Here is an 18,559-nt window from a genome sequence, read left to right as displayed (position 1 = left end):
ATCTCAATAGAGATTACGTTCGGCCGGTGCCTGCTATATCCTTCGGATTTTAGGGAATATGCGGGTGGCGACAGCCCCCTCCTTTTCTGAAGCCTCTGAGGCGACTTTCGGAGGGGCAGGCATGGTTCGGGAGTTTGAGCGATGAAGATCCTGATCGGTGATGATCACGTCCTGTTCCGGGAAGGTCTTCGCCGTCTGCTTGAGCAGCTGCGCGAAAACGCTACCTTTGCGGAAGCCAGCAATTTCGATGAGCTTCTGGACATGGCGGCTTCGAAGGATGAGGCCTATGACCTGATCCTGACCGACCTGCGCATGCCCGGCTGGCCCGGCTTCTCCGGCATCGGCATGCTGCGCGACCGGCAGCCGAACTCCAAGGTCGTGGTCGTGTCCGCGTCCGAGGCGCAGTCCGACGTTCGCGAGGCGCTGGAGAACGGTGCGGCCGGTTACATCCCGAAATCGTCCAGCGTGAAGATCATGTTGAGCGCGCTCGACCTGATTTTCTCCGGTGGCGTCTATGTGCCGGCCACGGTGTTGCGCGAAGGGATCGAGCCCGACCAGCGCGGCGGCTCTGTGATCCCGCCGACCGACCCGCAGCTGGAGCAGCTGCTGACCCAGCGTCAGCGCGAGGTGCTCGACCGCCTGCGCGAAGGCAAGTCGAACAAGCAGATCGCCCATGAACTGGGCCTGTCCGAAGGCACGGTGAAGATCCATATGACCGCGATCTTCAAGTCGCTGGGCGTGCGCAACCGCACCCAGGCGGCCATGGCCTTCCCGCAGTCGCATTCGGCGTAAAGCCGGATTCCGGACATCGATGCGAAAAGACCCGCCGGGACGCCCCGGCGGGTCTTTTCGCGTTGAGGATGGATGGCTCGCCTCAGCCCATTCCGGCCACATAGCCGCGCAGCGATTCGACCTCCAGCTCGGCATCGTCGATGCGGGCCTTCACCACGTCGCCGATGCTGATGACGCCGACCACGCGGCCGGAGTCGATGATGGGCACATGGCGGATGCGCCGTTCGGTCATCACCGCCATCATGTCGGCGACGGTGTCGGTCGGGGTGCCGGTGATCAGGCCGCGCGTCATCAGGTCTGCGGCCGGACGCTCGAGCGCCGCGGCACCGTCGCGGGCGACGGCCCGCACGATGTCGCGTTCCGACAGGATGCCGACCGGCTGGCCATCGTCGTCCATCACCAGCACGGCGCCGATCCGGTGCTCGGTCAGCAGGCGGGTGACGGCGGCCACGGGATCGTCCGGTGCGGCGGAGACGATCCGGTTGCCCTTGCGCTTCAAGACGGCTGCAACATGCATGGCGGTACGGCCTCCCTTCCGATGACCCAGATACTGGAATCATGGGGATTGGCGTACAATCTGCAAGACGGATAATGCAAAGAAAAAGGCGGCCTCTCCGGATGGGAGAGGCCGCCTTTCGAGTGCCGGGACGAGTCCCGAAACCCGTTCTTAGAAGCGGTAGCCGATGCCGACGCCGACCAGCCACGGGTCCAGCGTGACCTTCGAGGTGACCGGCAGGACGGCGGTGCCCACATGGGCATTGGCGGTCACGTCGGTCTTCAGGAAGACCTTCTTGACGTCGACGTTCAGCGACCAGTTGCCGGTGATGGCAACGTCGACACCGGCCTGCAGGGCCCAGCCGAAGCGGTTCTTGTAGTTGGTGTCGGTGATGCGCAGACCGCCGGCGTTGGGGTTGTTGGCCGCATCCTCGTTGTAGAACAGGGTGTAGTTCACGCCGGCGCCGATGTAGGGGCTGATGCGCTCCTTCGGCATGAAGTGGTACTGCACGGTCAGGGTCGGCGGCAGCAGCGAGACCTTGCCGATTTCCGTCACGCCGCCGGCGGCGGCGATCAGGTTGCCCTTCACGCGGTGACGGCTGGTGCCGGCGATCAGTTCGGCGGCGATGTTGTCGGTGAAGAAGTAGGTGAAATCGACTTCCGGAATGTAGTCGTTGCCGACCTTGGCCGAGCCGACGTCACCCAGCGTCGTGTTGTTGATGGTGCCCTTTTCCTGCGGCAGCACGGCCAGGCCGCGCGCACGGACGACGATGTCGCCGGCCGACTTGCCCTTGAAGTCCTGAGCGAGCGACGGGGAAGCGATGGCGACAAGGGCCGAGGTCGCCAGCAGGGCGGCGGCGGCGCGCGACAGGATGGTCATGGGGTCTGCTCCAGGCAATGCGTTGTTGCTGTTCTGTGGCATCAGCCAACGGAGCTATTACCAGACGTACTGTATGGGTACTAGGGGGTTACAACCGATCCTCACTCCATGCAGCAGCTCTGCAACAGTGACGAGTTGTCGCATGGACAAGGAAATCAAGGGCTTGGCCTGATTGTCCGTTGCGGAATCAGCGCCATGCAGTTCTGGACGATGGCGTAACATTGACCAAGTCGTGCCGACCCGCCTGACGCGCCGCCATACACCACGCGCTCGACCACGCCGTTTCTCAAACTGAAGGTTGCTTCGCAATCGAAGCTGTTGACTTCATACCCATAGGCCGGCCAGCCATAGCCATAACCATAATGGGGCCATCCCCAGCCGCCGTAATAACCCAGGGGCGGCGGGCTGGGGTAGGACACCAGACGGGAACTGCGGTAGGTGAAGAACTCGCGATTGTCGACCGCAGCCCGACGTTCCGGCACGCCGGCGCAGGACAGCAGGGTTTCCTTCGGCAGGCCGATCAGGGCGGTCTGTGCCACCAGCGCCTCGTCCACCGCCGGGTTGGCGCAGCCGGCCAAAGCGCCGGCTAATCCCAGCGACGCCACGGCCAGAAGCCGCCGGGCCGGCCTGCTCGTCATCGTTCGACGCCCCATCATCCGACGCACAACCATCGCACGCCTCCACCTATACAGCATTCGTTCACCGAAGCCGGGCCGGCGACAGGTCGGACTCGGCCACACCCAGCGCGCTGACATCCTCCGGCAGGCCCCGGCCGGTGGCGAGTCCCGCCGCCACCCGGCCCATGGCCGGCGCGGTCTGGATGCCGTAGCCGCCTTGGCCGGCAAGCCAGAAGAATCCCTCCGCATCGGGCGCGAACCCCACGACCGGCACCTTGTCCGCCACGAAGCTGCGCAGCCCCGCCCAGCGGTGGGCCAATCTCCGAACGGAGAAGCGCGACGCTTGTTCCAGCCGGTCCACCGTTTCGGCGACGTCGATGTCCTCGGGCTGCACGTCGCAGGGCTCGACAGGCGTCTGGTCGGCGGGGGAGGCCAGCAGGCGGCCGGCATCGGGCTTGACATAGAAGGTCTCGGCCACGTCCGACACCATCGGCCAGCCGTCAAGGCCCACCTTGTCGGCCGGATCCTCGAAGACGGGGTCGAAGGTGATGGCGGTGCGCCGCTTCGGCACCAGCCCGACCGTGGCGACTCCGGCCAGCTTCGCCAGTTCGTCGGCCCAGGCCCCGGCGGCGTTCACCACCACCGGCGCCGCGAAGGTGCCGGCGCTGGTCTCCGCCACCCACAGGCCGTCCCGGCGAGCGAGCGCTCGCACTTCGGCATCGGTCACCACCCGGCCGCCGCGGGCCTTCAGCCCGCGGAGAAAGCCGTGATGCAGGGCGTGAACGTCGATGTCGCGGGCATCCGGCTCCCACACGCCGCCGGCCACATAGTCCGCGCGCAGGAAGGGCGCGCGGGCAAGCACCTGTTCGCGGTCGTAACGTTCGACCGACGGGGTCAGGCGGCGTCCCTGCTCATATTCCTCATCCAGCCGGTCGATCTCGTGGTCGCGGCCGACGATCAGCACGCCGCGCGGCGTCAGCAGTTCGTGTTCGGCGAAGCCGGCGGGCGGGTCGGTGTAGAAATCCCAGCTCGCCACCGTCAGGGCGCGGATCGGCGCCGGACCGTAGGTCTGGGTGTAGAGCGCCGCCGACCGGCCGGTGGAATGATAGCCCGGCTGCGACTCGCGCTCCAGAACCAGCACCCGGCCCTGCGCGGCCAGTTCGTAGGCTGCCGATGCGCCGGCGATGCCGGCCCCGACCACCAGGAAATCGACGCTTTCCAACTGTCCCGCTCCTCGGAGTCTTATCGGCCGCCTATGGGATGGCGGCGCTTTGGCTTGGCATGTGATCGGGCAGGGCGACCATTTCAAGGATCAGTTTCTGCCGCAGTGCGGCGACGAAGCTGTCCTTGTCCATGGCGCTCTTCACGAAGCTTCCCGGCCCGCCGATCACGCTCTTCTCGAAATACTCCTCCAGCCAGGAGAATTCGTCGAGGATGGCGAGGCCGTTGACGATGATTCCGCGCTTCGTCACCCGGTCGCGCGCCTCGGCCGGGTCGATCCCGCCGTTGGAAAAGCCGTTGGAGACCAGATCGATCACCTGCCGCGGCGCCTTGCCGCCGCGGTCGAACAGCTTCGCCGCCTCCAGGATGGCGCTGCCGATGGCCGTCGAGTCGCCCTGGAAGCCGCGCGGCAGGCTGTCGATACGGCCGGCGAAGCGGCCGGCATCCTCCGGCTTTGTCAGGGCCGTCCAGGGGATCAGAACCTTCAGGCTGTTCGGTCCCGAATAGGCGGCCAGCGTCACCCGCGCCCGTGCCGACGCCAGCGCTTCCGCCACCGCCGGATCGCGGAAGGCGGCGGCATGGCCCTGCAACTGGAATTCCAGATCGCCGGTCGTGATGGAGGCCGACCCGTCGAGCGCCAGCACCAGCGCCACGCCCGCCTGTCCCTCCTTCCCGGGCGGGGCGGCCTGCAGGGGAACGACGAGAGCCAGCAGGACGAACAGAGCGGTCATCACGGCACGCGGCATTCGCACAGGCACTCCATCACGCAATCGGCCAAGCAATCGGCCAGGCAGCCGGCCCGCGTCACACGTTGGCAAGCGCGTGGCGCACCACCTTCACCATCACCGACGGCAGCGCCTGATCGCCCAGGCGGTCCACCGGCACCCAGTTTCCATCGGCCCGCTGCCAGTCCGGACCGGCCTTGGCGGCGATCACCTCAAGCTCAAGGTGAAAATGGGTGAATGTATGGCGGACCAGCCCCGGCAGCCGGCGCCAGCGCGCGGGCAGTGGCTGCTGCGCCGCGACCGCGGCCTCGCCCGGCAACTCCGGTCCCCAGTCGGTCGACGGCACCTCCGCCATGCCGCCCAGCAGCCCTTCCTCCGCCCGGCGGCGCAGCAGGACGGCGCCATCCGGGTTCAGCAGCCAATAGGCGACGCCGCGGCGGGTTGGCTTCTCGGCCTTGGCCGCCTTGCGCGGCAGGCTTTCGGCGATGCCGGCGGCGCGTGCCTCGCAATACTCGGCCCAGGGGCACAGCATGCATTTCGGCTTGCGCGGGGTGCAGATGGTGGCGCCCAGGTCCATCATCGCCTGGGCATAGTCGCCGGGCCGGAAATCCGGCGTCAGGGTGGCCGCCAGCCGCCGCAGGGTCGGCTTGGCGTTGGGCAGAGGCTCCTCCACCGCGAAGATGCGGGCGATCACCCGCTCGACATTGCCGTCCACCACTGTCGCCTTGCGGTCGAAGGCAATGGAGGTGATGGCGGCAGCCGTGTAGGCCCCGATTCCCGGCAAATCCAACAGAGCCGCCTCGTTGCCGGGAAACCGCCCGCCATGCCCGTCCGCCACGACGCGGGCGCATTTGTGCAGGTTGCGCGCCCGCGCGTAGTAGCCGAGCCCGGCCCAGGCCACCAGCACGTCGTCCAGCGGCGCGTCGGCCAGATCGCGCACCGTCGGCCAGCGTTCGGTGAAGCTGCGGAAATAGGGGGCGGCGGCGGGCACGGTGGTCTGCTGCAGCATGATCTCGGAAAGCCAGACCCGGTAGGGATCGGCGGTCTCCCCCGGCTTGGCGCGCCAGGGCAGGTCGCGGCGGTGGCGGTCGTACCAGGACAACAGCCGCCGGGCGGCCTCGGTCGAATTTGGAATCATGATGGGAAGAAATAGAGGGTCGGGAGCGTCTGGGGAAGGGAGCCGGCGATATCCCCTGGCCGGATGCTGGGCATCGGCCGAAGCTTGCGCTAGGGTGCCGCCATCCCACATGTCCCGGAACCGGTTCGCGGACCGGGGCTGCACAGGAGTGATCGCAGAGCATGAGCGGACCGCGTCGCATCGGCCAATCCGTTCCGGAGGTCGCCGGCAAGGTGCTGGGCAAGCGCGGACTTGCCTTCGGCGCGCTGATCACCGACTGGCCGTCCATCGTCGGCCACCAGCTGTCGCTGCGCACAGCCCCCGACAAGCTCAGCTTTCCCCGCGGCAAGCGCGAGGAGGCGACGCTGCACATCCGCGCCATGGGCGCCATCGCGCTGGAACTGCAGCATCTGGAACCGCAGATCATCGAGCGCATCAACAGTTTCTTCGGCTATCGCGCCGTGGCGAAGATCAAGCTGATCCATGCGGCACTGCCCTCCACGCGATCGCCGGTGGTGCGCCCGCGCGCCCTGACGATGGACGAGGAGATCGGCATCACCGCCACCACCGCGGCGGTCGAGGACGAGGAACTGCGCGCCACCCTGGAACGCTTCGGCCGCTCGCTGATGGCCCGGCCGAAACGCGCCGCGCGATAGCCGGCTTGCTGGACGCATCGGTACGTCATTGTCTATACGTCAACATCTGGTAGGAACGAGGGCAAAGTGAACCGCAAAATTTTGGGAATCGCCGGTCTTCTGGCCATCGGCTTCACCGCCGCGTTCGGCACCGCCATGACCGCGGCGTCCACGGCCGCACAGGCCGCGGCCACCCTGCCGCCGGTTTCGGAAATGATGGCCGAGCGCGTGATGGGCGACCCGAAGGCGCCGGTGACGATCCTCGACTATTCGTCGATGACCTGCTCGCACTGCGCCAATTTCCACGTCAACGTGCTGCCGAAGATCAAGGAAGCCTACATCGACACCGGCAAGGTCAAGCTGGTCTTCCGTGACTTCCCCTTCGATCAGGCCGCGCTCAGCGCCAGCATGCTGGCCCATTGCGCCCCGCCGGAGCGGTATTTCCCGCTGACCGACGTCCTGTTCAAGAGCCAGCCGAACTGGAGCCGCTCCTCCGATCCGGCCAAGGCGCTGGCGCAGTACGGCAAGCTGGCCGGCATGACCCAGGAGACCATCGACGCCTGCCTCGCCAACAAGGAACTGGCCGACGCCATCCTGAACACCCGGCTGACCGGCCAGAACCAGTATAAGATCGAAGCCACCCCCACCTTCATCCTCAACGACGGCAAGGCCCGCATCGAAGGCGCCCAGTCGTTCGAGGAGTTCTCGAAGGAAATCGACAAGCTGCTGAAGTAAGCGCTTCATTGAAGTTTCAACGGTTGTAAGAGGGGTGATGCCCCCTCCCTAACCCTTCCCCGCTTTCGCGGGAGAGGGAACTGCCGCCGTTCTGGCACTCAACTCCCTCTCCCGCGTAGCGGGGGAGGGTCGGGGAGGGGGCAACCGTCATCCAACCCCGCACCCCTCAAAGCCCGGTACACCAAAGGTTCTTCCCCAGTGCAGTTCACGCGTCTCCGCCTGTCGGGTTTCAAGTCTTTCGTCGATGCCACGGAGCTGGTCATCGAACCCGGCATGACCGGGATCGTCGGCCCCAACGGCTGCGGCAAGTCCAATCTGGTGGAGGCGCTGCGCTGGGTGATGGGCGAAACGTCGGCCAAGCGCATGCGCGGCGGTGACATGGACGACGTCATCTTCGGCGGCACCTCCAGCCGGCCGGCGCGGAACCTGGGCGAGGTGACGCTGGCGGTGGACAACCGGTCGCGCACAGCGCCCGCCGGCTTCAACGAACATGACGAGCTGGAGATCACCCGCCGGATCGAGCGCGGCTCCGGCTCCGACTACCGCATCAACGGCAAGCTGGTGCGGGCGCGCGACGTCCAGCTGCTGTTCGCCGACAACGCCTCGGGTGCCGCGTCGCCGGCCCTGGTCAGCCAGGGCAAGGTCGCGCAGATCATCTCCGCCAAGCCGCAGGACCGCCGCGCCCTGCTGGAGGAGGCCGCCGGCATCACCGGCCTGCATTCCCGCCGGCACGAGGCAGAGTTGCGGCTGAAGGCGGCGGAGGGCAACCTGACCCGCCTCGACGATGTCATCGGGGCGATGGACACCCAGCTGCAAAGCCTGAAGAAGCAGGCGCGGCAGGCATCCCGCTACCGCAACCTGTCCGACCAGATCCGCAAGGCGGAAGCGGTGCTGTGGCACCTGCGCTGGATCGCCGCCCAGGAGGAGCGTGCCCGAGCCCATGCCGCCTTCGCAGCGGCCGAGGCGGCGGTGCGCGACCGCATGCTCTCCGTCAACCAGCTGGCTGCCCGCCGGACGGAGGCCGCCGCCGGCCTGCCGGAGAAGCGCCAGGACGAGGCGCGCGCGGCTTCCGCCCTGCAACGGCTGGTGATCGCCCGCGAACAGCTGGACGCCGAGGAGAAGCGCGTCGCCGATCAGCAGCGCGCACTGGAGGCCCGGCTGCGCCAGATCGCCGGCGACCTCGGCCGCGAGGAGGCTCTGGCCGCCGATGCCGGGGAGGCGCTGGCCCGGCTGGTGGCCGAGCGCGACCGGCTGATCGCCGCACAGGCCGACGAGGAGATGCTTGAGGACGCCGCGGCGGAGGCTCTGGCCGAGGCGCGCGAGCAGGTCGATGCCCTCGACCGCGAACTGACCCGCCTGACCGAAGAGGTCGCCACCGACGAGGCCCGCCGCGCCGCCACCCAGCGTCAGGCCGCCGAACTGGAAACCCGCGCCGCCGGCCTCGCCAAGCGGCTGGCCGAACAGCAGGCCCAGCGCGCCGCCTTGGAGGCGGAGATCGCCGCCCGCGCCGACCTGTCGGACGCCGAACTGGCGGTGGAGCTTGCCGAACAGCGGTTGGAGCAGGCCCGCGAGGCGGCCGAGGCGGCGGAACAGGCGAAGGCGGAGGCCGAACCGGCCCAATCCCGCGCCCGCGAGGCGCTGTCCGCCGCCGAGTCCGCCCGTGCCAAGCTGCATGCCGAGGAGCGCGCGCTGGCCGAATTGCTGGAGGCCGGAGCCGGCGGGCCGTTCCCGCCGCTGGTCGACGCGGTGGCGGTGTCGCCCGGCTATGAGGGGGCGCTGGCCGCCGCGCTCGGCGATGCGCTGACCGCTCCGTTGGACGAGGAGGCGCCGGTGCATTGGCGCACGCTGCCGGCCTATGACTCGGTGGCGCCGCTGCCGGATGGGGTGGAGCCGCTGTCGCGCCATGTGGAAGGACCGCGGGCCGCCGCCCGCGCGCTTGCCCATGTCGGGGTGGTCGACGATGCCGCCGCTGCCGGGGTCTTGGCCGCGGCGCTGGTGCCGGGTCAGGTGCTGGTCAGCCGTGACGGCGGCGCGTGGCGCTGGGACGGTCTGACCGTTCAGGCCGGCGCCCCGACCGCCGCGGCCGTCCGCCTGAAGCAGCGCAACCGGCTGGCCGAACTGCGCGGCGAGCTGGAGCTTGCCGAGGAACGGGTCGAGCTGGCGCGCGAGACTCTGGACGCCGCGAAACTGGCGGTCGAAGCGGCGGCTCAGGCCGACCGCCGTGCCCGCGATGCCGTGCGCGAAGGTTTCGCTGCGCTGAACGCTGCCCGCGACCGCCACGCCAAGCTGGCGCGCGAGGCCGATGCCGCGTCGTCACGGCTTGCGGCATTGGTGGAGGCCGTCGAGCGTCTTGCCGCCGACGAGCGCGAGGCCGCCGCCCGCCGTGACGAAGCGCTGGAACTGCTGGAGTCGCTGCCGGACCCGCGCGAAGGGCGGGAGCGGGTGAACGACCAGCGCGCCGCACTGGCCGAACGCCGCGCCGTGCTGGCCGAGCGGCAGAATGCCGTCGACCGCCTGACGCGCGAGGCACAGGCCCGGCGCCATCGCCTGGGCGCCATCCAGGCCGAAACCACGTCGTGGGACAGCCGCTCCGCCGGGGCCGGGGGCCGGGTGGCGGAGTTGCGCCAGCGCGCGGAGGAGGCCGAAGGCGAACTCGCCCAGCTTTCCGGACGACCGGCCGAGATCGCGGCGGAGCGCCAGGATTTGCTTAACCGGATCACCATGGCGGAGCGCGACCGCAAGCGCGCCGCCGATGGGTTGGCCGAGGCGGAGGCCCGGCTGGCGGAGACCGAACAGGCGCTGCACGATGCCGAAGCGGCGCTGGCCGATGGCCGCGAGGCACGCGCCCATGCCGAGGCCGCGGTTTCCGCCGCCCTCCAGCAGGAACGCACCCTGACGGAGCGCATCGCCGAACGGTTGGACTGCCGGCCGGAGGATACCCGCGCCGCCGCCGATCTCGACCCCGCGGAGCCGATGCCCGATGCGGGAGCGGTGGAAGCCCGGTTGGACAAGCTGACGCGCGAGCGCGAGAACATGGGACCGGTCAACCTGCGCGCCGAGATCGAGGCGCAGGAGCTGGAGGCTCAGATCACCGGTCTGCACAGCGAGCGCGAGGACCTGACCGCCGCCATCGCCCGCCTGCGCCAGGGCATCGCCAGCCTGAACCGCGAGGCGCGCGAACGGCTGGTCGCCAGCTTCGACGTGGTCAACCGCGACTTCCAGGAGCTGTTCACCCGTCTGTTCGGCGGCGGCAAGGCCTATCTGGAATTGGTCAACGCCGAGGACCCGCTGAACGCCGGGTTGGAAATCTACGCCAGTCCGCCGGGCAAGAAGCTGCAGGTGCTCTCATTGCTGTCGGGCGGCGAGCAGGCATTGACCGCGTTGTCGCTGCTGTTCGCCGTCTTCCGGTCGAATCCGGCGCCGATCTGCGTGCTGGACGAGGTCGACGCCCCGCTGGACGAGGCGAATGTCGGGCGCTTCTGCGATCTGGTGGAGGACATCGCACGGCAGGGCGACACCCGCTTCCTGATCATCACCCACCACCGTCTGACCATGGCCCGCGTCGACCGCCTGTTCGGAGTGACGATGGTGGAGCGCGGCGTGTCTCAGCTGGTCAGCGTGGACTTGAGTGCGGCGGAGGAGTTGCGGGGGGTGGCGTGAGGGATGTGTGAAGACGTCGGCTGACGATGTCCCCACCCTGACCCTCCACCGCTGGGCGGGGGAGGGGACTGCCGCCACTCTGGCATTTCAGTCACGCCTTCAAGCACCCTGCCCCCTCTCCCGCGATCGGACCGGCCTTCGGCCGGCCGAGGGCGGGGGAGGGATGGGGAGGGGGCATCCGGTAGCCGACGCTTCCCCAACCCTCACCCCCCCCGCTTCCACACCGTCGTCTCGATGTAGCGGCTCGCCAGGAACCGGTAGGTCTGTTTCTGCAACGCCTCCACCTTCGGTGAGCGTTCCATCGTGACCTCGTCCCAGCCCTGCAGCAGTTCCTCCCATTCCAGCAGCTTGGCGCGCAGGTCGTCGCGGATCTTGCGGATGAACTGGATGGTCGGGTGGAAGTTGCGCAGCGCGCCGACGATGTCGCCGGTCTGGGCGTCGGCCTGGTCGAAGATCAGGTCGTATTCGCGCAAAGGCTTGCGGATCAGCCCCTGCATCCGGTTCAACTCGCTGCAGAAGGTGCGGTCGGTGCGGTAGATGGTGGCGAGCTTCGCCATCGCCTGATCGATGCGGCGGATGTGCTTGAAGCGGTCGCGCAGCGCCTCGATGTAGGACAGTTCCTGCGCCAGATCGTCGATGCGGTCGGTCAGGTACTGTTCATAGTCGTTGGTCAGCTTCAGCCGCTCCGCGATCTTGGCGAAGGCGGCCTTCATCCGCTCCTTGGTCTGCGGGTCCTCGACCACCTGTTCCAGTTCGTCGATGTCGGACACGATCATCTCGTTGCCGGTGAAGGACGAGACGATCTGCACGGTCAGCCGGCCCTTGGCGATGATGCGGTGCTTGTCCTCCACCGACCAGGAGGCGCGGCCGTCCAGCAACTCGCCCGGGATTTCCTCACCCGGCCGGATCAGCTTCACGAAGGCCAGACCCTGTTCGATGATCTCCAGCAGGCGGGCGTCGTGGGTGCCGTCCTCGATCTGGAAGGACTCGAGCAGGGTGGGAAAGGCCAGCGTCGCCTTCAGATCGCCCAGCAGGATGTTCAGCACCGGCTCCTTGCTGTTCGGCTCCTGGCAGAAGAAGGCGCCGGGCAGGCTGAACACCTTGTGCTGAAAATCGAAATGCGTGTCCCGCATCGGCTGGACCAGCACATTCTCCTGCGCGGCCTTTTCGGCGACGGCATCGTCCGGGGCGTCGTCCGCGGCCGGGGCGGTCTCCGAAGAGGGGGTGGGCTCGTCGCTGCTGGAGGTGTCGGTCATCGGCGGGGGCGGAACTCGGCAGTATGAAGGGGCGGGGGGAAGGGGGCAGGCGGATTGCCTCCCCAGACTACAGCAGATCGCGCAGACGGAACCACATCATTGCGAGGACCAGCGCCGGGGTGCGGAACCGCCGTCCGCCGGGGAAGGGCGTGTGGGGAATGCGGGCGAAGACGTCGAAGCGCCCGGCCGTACCGTTGATCGCCTCCGCCATCACCCGGCCGGCCATGCCGGCCAGCGCCACGCCATGGCCGGAATAGCCGTGGGCGTACAGTGTCGTCGGCGACAGCCGGCCCAGATGCGGCATGCGGTTCATGGTGATGGCGACCCGCCCGCCCCAGAAATACTCGACGCGGGCGTCCTTCAGGTCCGGATAGATCGCCAGCATCTTCAACCGCATCGCCTGCTTCAGCCCCGGCGCGTCCACCCCGGAATAGCTGACGCCGCCGCCGAACAGCAGCCGGTGGTCGGCGGAACGGCGGAAGTAGTCGAGCGAGAACTTCATGTCCGAAACCGCGATGTTCGTCGGCAGCAGCGCGGCTGCCCGCTCCTCACCCAGCGGTTCGGTGGCGATCATATAGGTCGCGACCGGCATGATGGTACGGTCGAGCGTCGGCGCCAGCCCGCCGAGATAGGCGTTGCCGGCCAGGATCAGGTGCTTCGCCGTCACCCGGCCGCGCCCGGTGCCCACCCAGGGCTTCGCCCCGCTGTCCATGGCGACGACGCGGCTGTTCTCAAAGATGCGCACCCCGGCGGCATCGGCGGCGCGGGCGAGGCCCAGCGCGTAGTTCAGCGGGTGCAGATGCCCGCTGCCCTCGTCCAGAAGTCCGCCGATATAGGCCTCGCTGCCGACATGCTCGCGGATGCCGGCGCGGTCCAGCCGCCGCACCCGGTCATAGCCGTAGCCGTCGCGCATCTCGCGCTCCAGTGCGTCAACATCCTGCATATGGCGGGGCTTCAGCGCGGCATGGGCGAAGCCCCAGGTCAGGTCGCAGGCGATGGCATGGCGTTCCACCCGCTGGGCCAGCTGGGCCTTCGCCTCCTCACCGAACTCCCACAGGCGGCGCGCATCCTCCTTGCCGACCCAGCTTTCGATGGTCGCCATCGGCTTGTTGTAGCCGGTGATGATCTGCCCGCCGTTGCGGCCCGACGCGCCCCAGCCGCAGCGTTCCGCCTCCAGCAGCACGACGTCGAAGCCGCGCTCCGCCAGTTCCAGCGCCGCGGTCAGGCCGGTATAGCCGCCGCCGACGATGCAGACGTCGCAGGCGACTTCTCCTTCCAGGATCGGGCGCTCGGCTCTGGGAGCGGCGGAGGCCGCGTACCAGCTGTTCAGGTATGAGGCTTTCGGCATGCCCGCAGTTAAGTCCCAGCCGATGGGGAGGTCAACGGAAAGGCGCATGTTTCATCGAAGGGTCATGCTGAACCCTCTGGCGCGCTCCGCCGGAACGGCGTCATAGTGTCGCTGTCGTTCACAGCACGGAGGGGGCTGCCCATCGCCCGGAGCGGTCCGCCACACCCATGGGTTTTATGGAAGACTTCATCAAGAAGAACCGCATTACCGAAGTCGAATGCCTTGTACCCGACATGTCGGGCATCGCGCGGGGAAAGATCGTTCCCGCCGAGAAGTTCCTCCGCATCCTGCGCGACCGCGGCCTGCGCCTGCCAGAGGCGATCTTCGTCCAGACCGTGACCGGTGAGTTCCCCGACGACGAGGACATCACGTCGGATGAAAATTCCGACATCTACATGATCCCGGACGAACGCACGATCCGCTTCGTTCCCTGGTACAACGAGCCGACGGCGCAGGTCATCACCGATTGCGTCTATGCCGACGGCCGTCCGGTCGACGTCTCGCCGCGCCATGTGCTCAAGCGTGTCCTGGCGCTGTACGAGGAGCGCGGCTGGAAGCCGGTCGTGGCGCCAGAGCTGGAATTCTTCCTGGTCCAGGTCAACAAGGATCCCGATTACCCGCTGGTTCCGCCGGTGGGGCGCAATGGCCGGATGGAGAGCGGGCGGCAGGCCTTCGGCATCGACGCCGTCAACGAATTCGATCCGATCTTCGAGGCGGTCTATGATTTCTGCGAGAAGCAGGACATCGACATCGACACCCTGACCCACGAGGCCGGCGCCGCCCAGATCGAGATCAACTTCAACCACGGCGACGCGCTGGAACTGGCCGACCAGGCCTTCCTGTTCAAGCGCACGGCGCGCGAGGCGGCGATCCGCCATCAGGTCTACGCCACATTCATGGCCAAGCCGATGCAGGGCGAACCCGGAAGCGCCATGCATGTCCACCAATCGGTGGTGGACGCCGACAGCGGCCGCAACCTGTTCGCCAACCCCGACGGCACCGACAGCGACCTGTTCATGTCGCATGTCGCCGGCCTGCAGAAATACCTGCCCTATGCGATGCCGCTGCTGGCGCCCAACGTCAACAGCTACCGCCGGTTGGTCCCGAACTCCGATGCGCCGATCAACGTGCATTGGGGCCGCGACAACCGCACCACCGGCCTGCGCGTGCCGGTGTCGCAGCCCGATTCCCGCCGGGTGGAGAACCGGGTGGCCGGCGCCGACGCCAACCCCTATCTCGCCATCGCCGCGTCGCTGGCCTGCGGCTATATCGGCATGACCCAGGGGCTGGAGCCGAACGACCCGATCAAGGGCTCCGCCTACCGGCTCGCCTTCACCCTGCCGCGCCACCAGTCGGAGGCGCTGACCAAGTTCAATGCCTGCAAGCCGCTGAAGGAAATCCTCGGCGAACGCTTCATCGATGCCGTCACCTGCGTGAAGGAGGCGGAGTACGAAGCCTACAACCGTGTCATCAGCTCGTGGGAGCGCGAGAACCTGCTGTTGAACGTCTGATCCGAACCTGTCGGTAGACAACACGGGCCCGGTAGACGACAGGGGCGGCCGGCGGGTGTTCCCGCGGGCCGCCCCTCTACGTATCCGAAACCCGCTTCCTGCGCATCTCGGCGTTGGCCAAGGGCGACCGCCGTCTGCCGCTTCGCGCCGGCCAATTCTCCCTTCGTGAGCCCATCCACCCGGATTTTCCCGGCATCCGGCGGAACGCTCCAGTCTGCAGGCGTATCCCGGCCTCGGTCTTACCCCGGCGGGGCGGCATTCCCACCCCGTCCAGGCGCCCGGTGCCGCGGCTTTCCACGTCCGCGCGGCGCGACCGTGGGCCGAATACAGAAAAACGTCAGGTTGCCGATATCTCGATTATGGGCGGCCGCACACGAAATCGAAGACTTTCAAAATAAAACAGTGATGTATTTTCCAGTCATACCGTTGGACTGAAAAAAGGAAGTGCAGGCGCCACTCGGTGATGCTGCGGTGACCAGTTTGTTATCTTCTTTGAAAATATTCAAGTCTTCCGACCGCATCTGCCGTGGGCATCGCGCACCGCGACGCCGTGGTGTGCGCCCTTTTTGCTCTGCCGGTTTGTCGAACCGGCGGAAACGCACCGTCTCGACGCAACCGATGGATGGCCAAGTATGAGCATGCAGCCCGCGATCACATCCGTTCCAACAGGGCTCCATCGAGCCGGGCGGATCCAGCGCGTCGTCGTCCTGGCGCTTCTGTTCGTCGTGCTGACCACCGGCCTGCTCGGGTTGGCGCTTCACCGTGGCGGCCATGCCAGCAACCTGACCGACATCCAGAATCTGGTCGTGCTGGAAAATCCGGATCTGGTTCCGGTCGATTCATGGGATCCGATGATCGCGGCGTTGAACTGGCTGCACGAACGCCCTGGCGAAAACGTCTATGAAGGCGTGTTCTTCCAGCAGCGCATCAAGTTCCAGTATCCCGTGACCTCGCTTCTGCCGCTGGAGGCGATGCAGGCGTCCGGTATCCTGACTCTCGCGGCGTTCGAACGCATCAACCTGCTGTTCGTGCTGGCGACGGCGGCCGGCATGGCGATCCTGATGCTGGAGATGGCGGCATGGCTGCGCCTGCCAAGCGTGCGGCCGGAGCAGCGGGAGGACTGGCTGACCCAGGTGCTGCTGGGTGGGTTCGGCTTCGCCGTGACCTTGTGCTTCTATCCGGTGCTGAAGGCCTTTTCGCTGGGGCAGGTGCAGGTCTGGCTGAATGCCGCCTTCGTCTTCGCCTGCATCGCCTTGCTGCGCGACCGCCGGGCGCTGTGCGGCGCGCTGCTCGGCGCATCGACGCTGATGAAGCCGCAGATGTCGCTGTTCCTGGCCTGGGCGGTCCTGCGGGGGGACTGGCGGATGGCGGCCGGCTGGGCGGCCGTGGTGGTCCCCGGTGTGGCGGTGGCGACCCTGCTCTACGGCTTCGCGCCGATGATCGATTACCTCGACGTGCTGCTGTTCATCGGCCGCCATGGCGAGAGCTATCACGTCAACCAGACCGTCAACGGGCTGGTCAATCGTCTGCTGCACAACGGCAACAATCTGGACTGGTCGGCGGAGTCCTTCGCCCCCTACAACCCCGTGGTGCATATCGCGACGCAGCTTTCCGGCATCGCCTTCTTCGCCTTCGGCCTGCTGTGGCGCCGCCGCGACCGCGGCACGGACCGGATCGTCGCCTTCACCGTCGCCGGCATCTGCTTCACCATCGGGTCTCCGGTCGCCTGGGTTCATCATTACGGCATCCTGCTGCCGGCCTTCGCACTGGCCTTCCTCATCCTGCTGGAGCCCGGCGTGAGGCGTCCGGCGGGAGCCTTCGCGTTGCTGGCGACCGCCTATTTCCTGGCCGGCAACCTGCTGTTCTGGCCGGTCAATGCGCTGGCCGCGACACCGCTGAACATCCTGCAATCCTACCTTTTCTTCGCCACCCTGATGCTGTTGGGCCTGGTGTACGTGCTGGCCGGCCGCCATGACCGCACCGCAACGCCCGGATCGGCCCGGGGGGAGATTGCCGAACGAGGAGCCGCCACCGCCGCCAGTACTCCGGCTGTCGCTCTCGACGTCGCTGCCTTTGCTCCGGCTGCCGCAGCCGGGTCGGCAGAGTCTCCGGCCACCGCGGAGCCCCCGCTGTTCGTCGACCTGGACGGCACGGTGCTGAAGACCGACCTGCTCTACGAGTCGCTGTTCGGGCTGATCAAGGCGCGGCCCTGGACCGCTTTGCTGGTGCCGGTCTGGCTGGCCGGGGGCAAGGCGCGGCTGAAGGCGGAGCTGGCCCGGCGGGTGGACATCGATCCGGCCGGTCTGGTCTACAACCAGGCCGTTCTGGTGCGGCTGCAGGCGGAGCGCGAGCGGGGCCGCCGGCTGGTGCTGGCCACCGCGGCGCACCACCGCTACGCCGATGCCATCGCCCGCCATCTCGGCCTGTTCGATCAGGTCCTCGCCAGCAGCGACGGCGTCAACCTGAAGAGCGAGCGCAAACTGGCGGCGATCCGGGCGCAGGTGCCGTCCGGCGCCTTCGACTACATCGGCAATGATGAGGCCGACTATGCCGTCTGGCGCGCCGCCCGCCGCGGCATCGCGGTGGACGCGTCCGCCGCCGTGGTGCGCCATGCCGCGACCCTCTGCCCGCTGGAAACCATCGCCACGCCGCGCCGGCCGCGCCTGCTGCTGATCCTGCGGGCGCTGCGCCTGCACCAGTGGCTGAAGAACCTCCTGGTCTTCGTCCCCCTGCTGGCCGGCCAGAAGCTGGGCGAGATCGGTCCGACTCTGCAGGCTGCCGCCGCCTTCCTCGCATTCGGACTGTGTGCGTCGAGCATCTATGTGCTGAACGACCTGCTCGACCTGCCGGCCGACCGCCGTCACCCGCGCAAGCGTCGGCGGCCCTTCGCCGCGGGTGACCTGCCGCTCGACCTTGGCCTGTCGCTGATCCCCGGCTTGCTGCTGGCGAGCGTCGTCCTGTCGGCATTGACCCTGCCGCCGCTGTTCCTGGCCGCACTGGCGACCTATGCCGCCTCGTCGCTGTTCTACAACCTGTTCGCCAAGAACCGGGTGATCTGGGACGTGATGCTGCTGGCCGGGCTCTATTCGCTGCGGGTGCTGGGTGGCGCGACGGCGACGGGCATCGTCCCGTCCTTCTGGCTGCTGGCCTTCTCGATGTTCCTCTTCCTCAGCCTCGCGATGGTGAAGCGCTATTCGGAGATGGACAGCATGCTGAAGCTCGGCTTGGGGCAGGCGGAGGGGCGCGGCTATCTGACCGCCGACATGCCGGTCCTGCAATCCATCGGCGTTTCCGCCGGCTTCCTCTCGGTGCTGGTGATGGCGCTCTACATCAACAGCCCGGAAGTCGGACGCGTCTACGACCAGCCGCAGGCGCTGTGGATCATCTGCCCGCTTCTGCTTTTCTGGATCGGGCGGGTGTGGCTGCAGACCCACCGCGGGCTGATGCACGACGATCCGGTGGTGTTCGCCGCCCGCGACAAGTGGAGCCTCGCCATCGGTCTGGTCTGCGCCGTCGTGCTCGTCTTCGGCCGGGCCTGAGCAATCCGTCCCCCGTCTTCCGCCATCC

14 protein-coding genes are annotated in these 18,559 nt (G+C 67.7%); 6 read left to right on the top strand and 8 right to left on the bottom strand.

What is annotated here, in order from left to right; translation table 11 throughout:
- The first annotated feature begins 141 nt into the window (after window positions 1-141).
- Window positions 142-792, top strand: coding sequence for a response regulator (locus AZOLI_RS23150; protein ID WP_014249622.1), 651 nt, complete (start codon window positions 142-144; stop codon window positions 790-792).
- Window positions 793-874: 82 nt separating this feature from the next.
- On the opposite strand, the gene AZOLI_RS23145 is transcribed toward AZOLI_RS23150, so the two are convergent.
- The 6 genes from AZOLI_RS23145 to mutY all read right to left on the bottom strand — a co-directional run bounded on the left by AZOLI_RS23145 (window position 875) and on the right by mutY (window position 5,868).
- Window positions 875-1,309: a CBS domain-containing protein gene (locus AZOLI_RS23145; RefSeq protein ID WP_014249621.1), complete on the bottom strand. Its 435-nt coding sequence runs from the start codon at window positions 1,307-1,309 to the stop codon at window positions 875-877.
- Between the two features lie 150 nt (window positions 1,310-1,459).
- Window positions 1,460-2,167: an OmpW/AlkL family protein gene (locus AZOLI_RS23140; RefSeq protein ID WP_044552849.1), complete on the bottom strand. Its 708-nt coding sequence runs from the start codon at window positions 2,165-2,167 to the stop codon at window positions 1,460-1,462.
- Between the two features lie 155 nt (window positions 2,168-2,322).
- Entirely contained in the window at window positions 2,323-2,805 is a 483-nt protein-coding gene (locus tag AZOLI_RS23135) for a hypothetical protein (RefSeq protein WP_014249619.1), read from the bottom strand.
- Window positions 2,806-2,866: 61 nt separating this feature from the next.
- A complete protein-coding gene (locus AZOLI_RS23130; protein ID WP_014249618.1) occupies window positions 2,867-4,006 on the bottom strand; it encodes an NAD(P)/FAD-dependent oxidoreductase in 1,140 nt (379 codons plus the stop codon).
- Window positions 4,007-4,037: 31 nt separating this feature from the next.
- Window positions 4,038-4,751: a DUF1194 domain-containing protein gene (locus tag AZOLI_RS23125; RefSeq protein ID WP_014249617.1), complete on the bottom strand. Its 714-nt coding sequence runs from the start codon at window positions 4,749-4,751 to the stop codon at window positions 4,038-4,040.
- A 58-nt stretch (window positions 4,752-4,809) separates the two neighbouring features.
- The gene (gene mutY / locus AZOLI_RS23120) at window positions 4,810-5,868 is read right to left on the bottom strand and encodes an A/G-specific adenine glycosylase (RefSeq protein ID WP_014249616.1); all 1,059 of its coding nucleotides are present in this window, start codon (window positions 5,866-5,868) and stop codon (window positions 4,810-4,812) included.
- A 161-nt stretch (window positions 5,869-6,029) separates the two neighbouring features.
- On the opposite strand from mutY, the gene AZOLI_RS23115 reads away from it, so the two are divergent.
- The 3 genes from AZOLI_RS23115 (at window position 6,030) to smc (ending at window position 10,877) form a co-directional block, all read left to right on the top strand.
- Window positions 6,030-6,503 carry a DUF721 domain-containing protein gene (locus AZOLI_RS23115; protein ID WP_014249615.1) on the top strand — a complete coding sequence of 158 codons (474 nt, stop codon included), beginning with the start codon at window positions 6,030-6,032 and terminating at the stop codon, window positions 6,501-6,503.
- A gap of 66 nt (window positions 6,504-6,569) precedes the next feature.
- On the top strand, window positions 6,570-7,217 hold the full coding sequence (locus AZOLI_RS23110; RefSeq protein WP_044552846.1) for a DsbA family protein: 648 nt from the start codon (window positions 6,570-6,572) through the stop codon (window positions 7,215-7,217).
- A 198-nt stretch (window positions 7,218-7,415) separates the two neighbouring features.
- Window positions 7,416-10,877 (top strand): chromosome segregation protein SMC, encoded by a 3,462-nt coding sequence (gene smc / locus AZOLI_RS23105; protein ID WP_014249613.1) that lies wholly within the window; start codon window positions 7,416-7,418, stop codon window positions 10,875-10,877.
- A 203-nt stretch (window positions 10,878-11,080) separates the two neighbouring features.
- Here the strand turns inward: smc and AZOLI_RS23100 are convergent, their stop codons facing one another.
- Together AZOLI_RS23100 and AZOLI_RS23095 are read right to left on the bottom strand one after the other, a co-directional pair.
- Window positions 11,081-12,133, bottom strand: coding sequence for a hypothetical protein (locus AZOLI_RS23100; protein WP_014249612.1), 1,053 nt, complete (start codon window positions 12,131-12,133; stop codon window positions 11,081-11,083).
- A gap of 67 nt (window positions 12,134-12,200) precedes the next feature.
- Window positions 12,201-13,481: an NAD(P)/FAD-dependent oxidoreductase gene (locus AZOLI_RS23095; RefSeq protein ID WP_014249611.1), complete on the bottom strand. Its 1,281-nt coding sequence runs from the start codon at window positions 13,479-13,481 to the stop codon at window positions 12,201-12,203.
- A 167-nt stretch (window positions 13,482-13,648) separates the two neighbouring features.
- Here AZOLI_RS23095 and AZOLI_RS23090 point away from each other — a divergent pair, with 167 nt between their 5' ends.
- Both AZOLI_RS23090 and AZOLI_RS31610 read left to right on the top strand, forming a co-directional pair.
- Complete coding sequence (locus AZOLI_RS23090) at window positions 13,649-14,992, top strand: glutamine synthetase family protein (protein WP_014249610.1); 1,344 nt, start codon at window positions 13,649-13,651, stop codon at window positions 14,990-14,992.
- 632 nt (window positions 14,993-15,624) lie between these two features.
- Window positions 15,625-18,531 carry a UbiA family prenyltransferase gene (locus AZOLI_RS31610; RefSeq protein WP_014249609.1) on the top strand — a complete coding sequence of 969 codons (2,907 nt, stop codon included), beginning with the start codon at window positions 15,625-15,627 and terminating at the stop codon, window positions 18,529-18,531.
- Window positions 18,532-18,559 lie beyond the last annotated feature (28 nt).

The sequence above is a fragment of the Azospirillum lipoferum 4B genome (assembly GCF_000283655.1).
GTDB classification, from domain to species: Bacteria; Pseudomonadota; Alphaproteobacteria; order Azospirillales; family Azospirillaceae; genus Azospirillum; species Azospirillum lipoferum_C.
Note: the sequence above shows the minus strand (reverse complement) of the source record. Positions and strands in the feature narration are given on the sequence as shown.

Bases quoted from the DNA above. Each gene is read 5' to 3' on its own strand.
- AZOLI_RS23150 (WP_014249622.1), top strand. From the start codon at position 142: ATGAAGATCCTGATCGGTGATGATCACGTCCTGTTCCGGGAAGGTCTT.
- AZOLI_RS23145 (WP_014249621.1), bottom strand. From the start codon at position 1,309: ATGCATGTTGCAGCCGTCTTGAAGCGCAAGGGCAACCGGATCGTCTCC.
- AZOLI_RS23140 (WP_044552849.1), bottom strand. From the start codon at position 2,167: ATGACCATCCTGTCGCGCGCCGCCGCCGCCCTGCTGGCGACCTCGGCC.
- AZOLI_RS23135 (WP_014249619.1), bottom strand. From the start codon at position 2,805: ATGACGAGCAGGCCGGCCCGGCGGCTTCTGGCCGTGGCGTCGCTGGGA.
- AZOLI_RS23125 (WP_014249617.1), bottom strand. From the start codon at position 4,751: ATGCCGCGTGCCGTGATGACCGCTCTGTTCGTCCTGCTGGCTCTCGTC.
- mutY (WP_014249616.1), bottom strand. From the start codon at position 5,868: ATGATTCCAAATTCGACCGAGGCCGCCCGGCGGCTGTTGTCCTGGTAC.
- AZOLI_RS23115 (WP_014249615.1), top strand. From the start codon at position 6,030: ATGAGCGGACCGCGTCGCATCGGCCAATCCGTTCCGGAGGTCGCCGGC.
- AZOLI_RS23100 (WP_014249612.1), bottom strand. From the start codon at position 12,133: ATGACCGACACCTCCAGCAGCGACGAGCCCACCCCCTCTTCGGAGACC.
- AZOLI_RS23095 (WP_014249611.1), bottom strand. From the start codon at position 13,481: ATGCCGAAAGCCTCATACCTGAACAGCTGGTACGCGGCCTCCGCCGCT.
- AZOLI_RS23090 (WP_014249610.1), top strand. From the start codon at position 13,649: ATGGGTTTTATGGAAGACTTCATCAAGAAGAACCGCATTACCGAAGTC.
- AZOLI_RS31610 (WP_014249609.1), top strand. From the start codon at position 15,625: ATGAGCATGCAGCCCGCGATCACATCCGTTCCAACAGGGCTCCATCGA.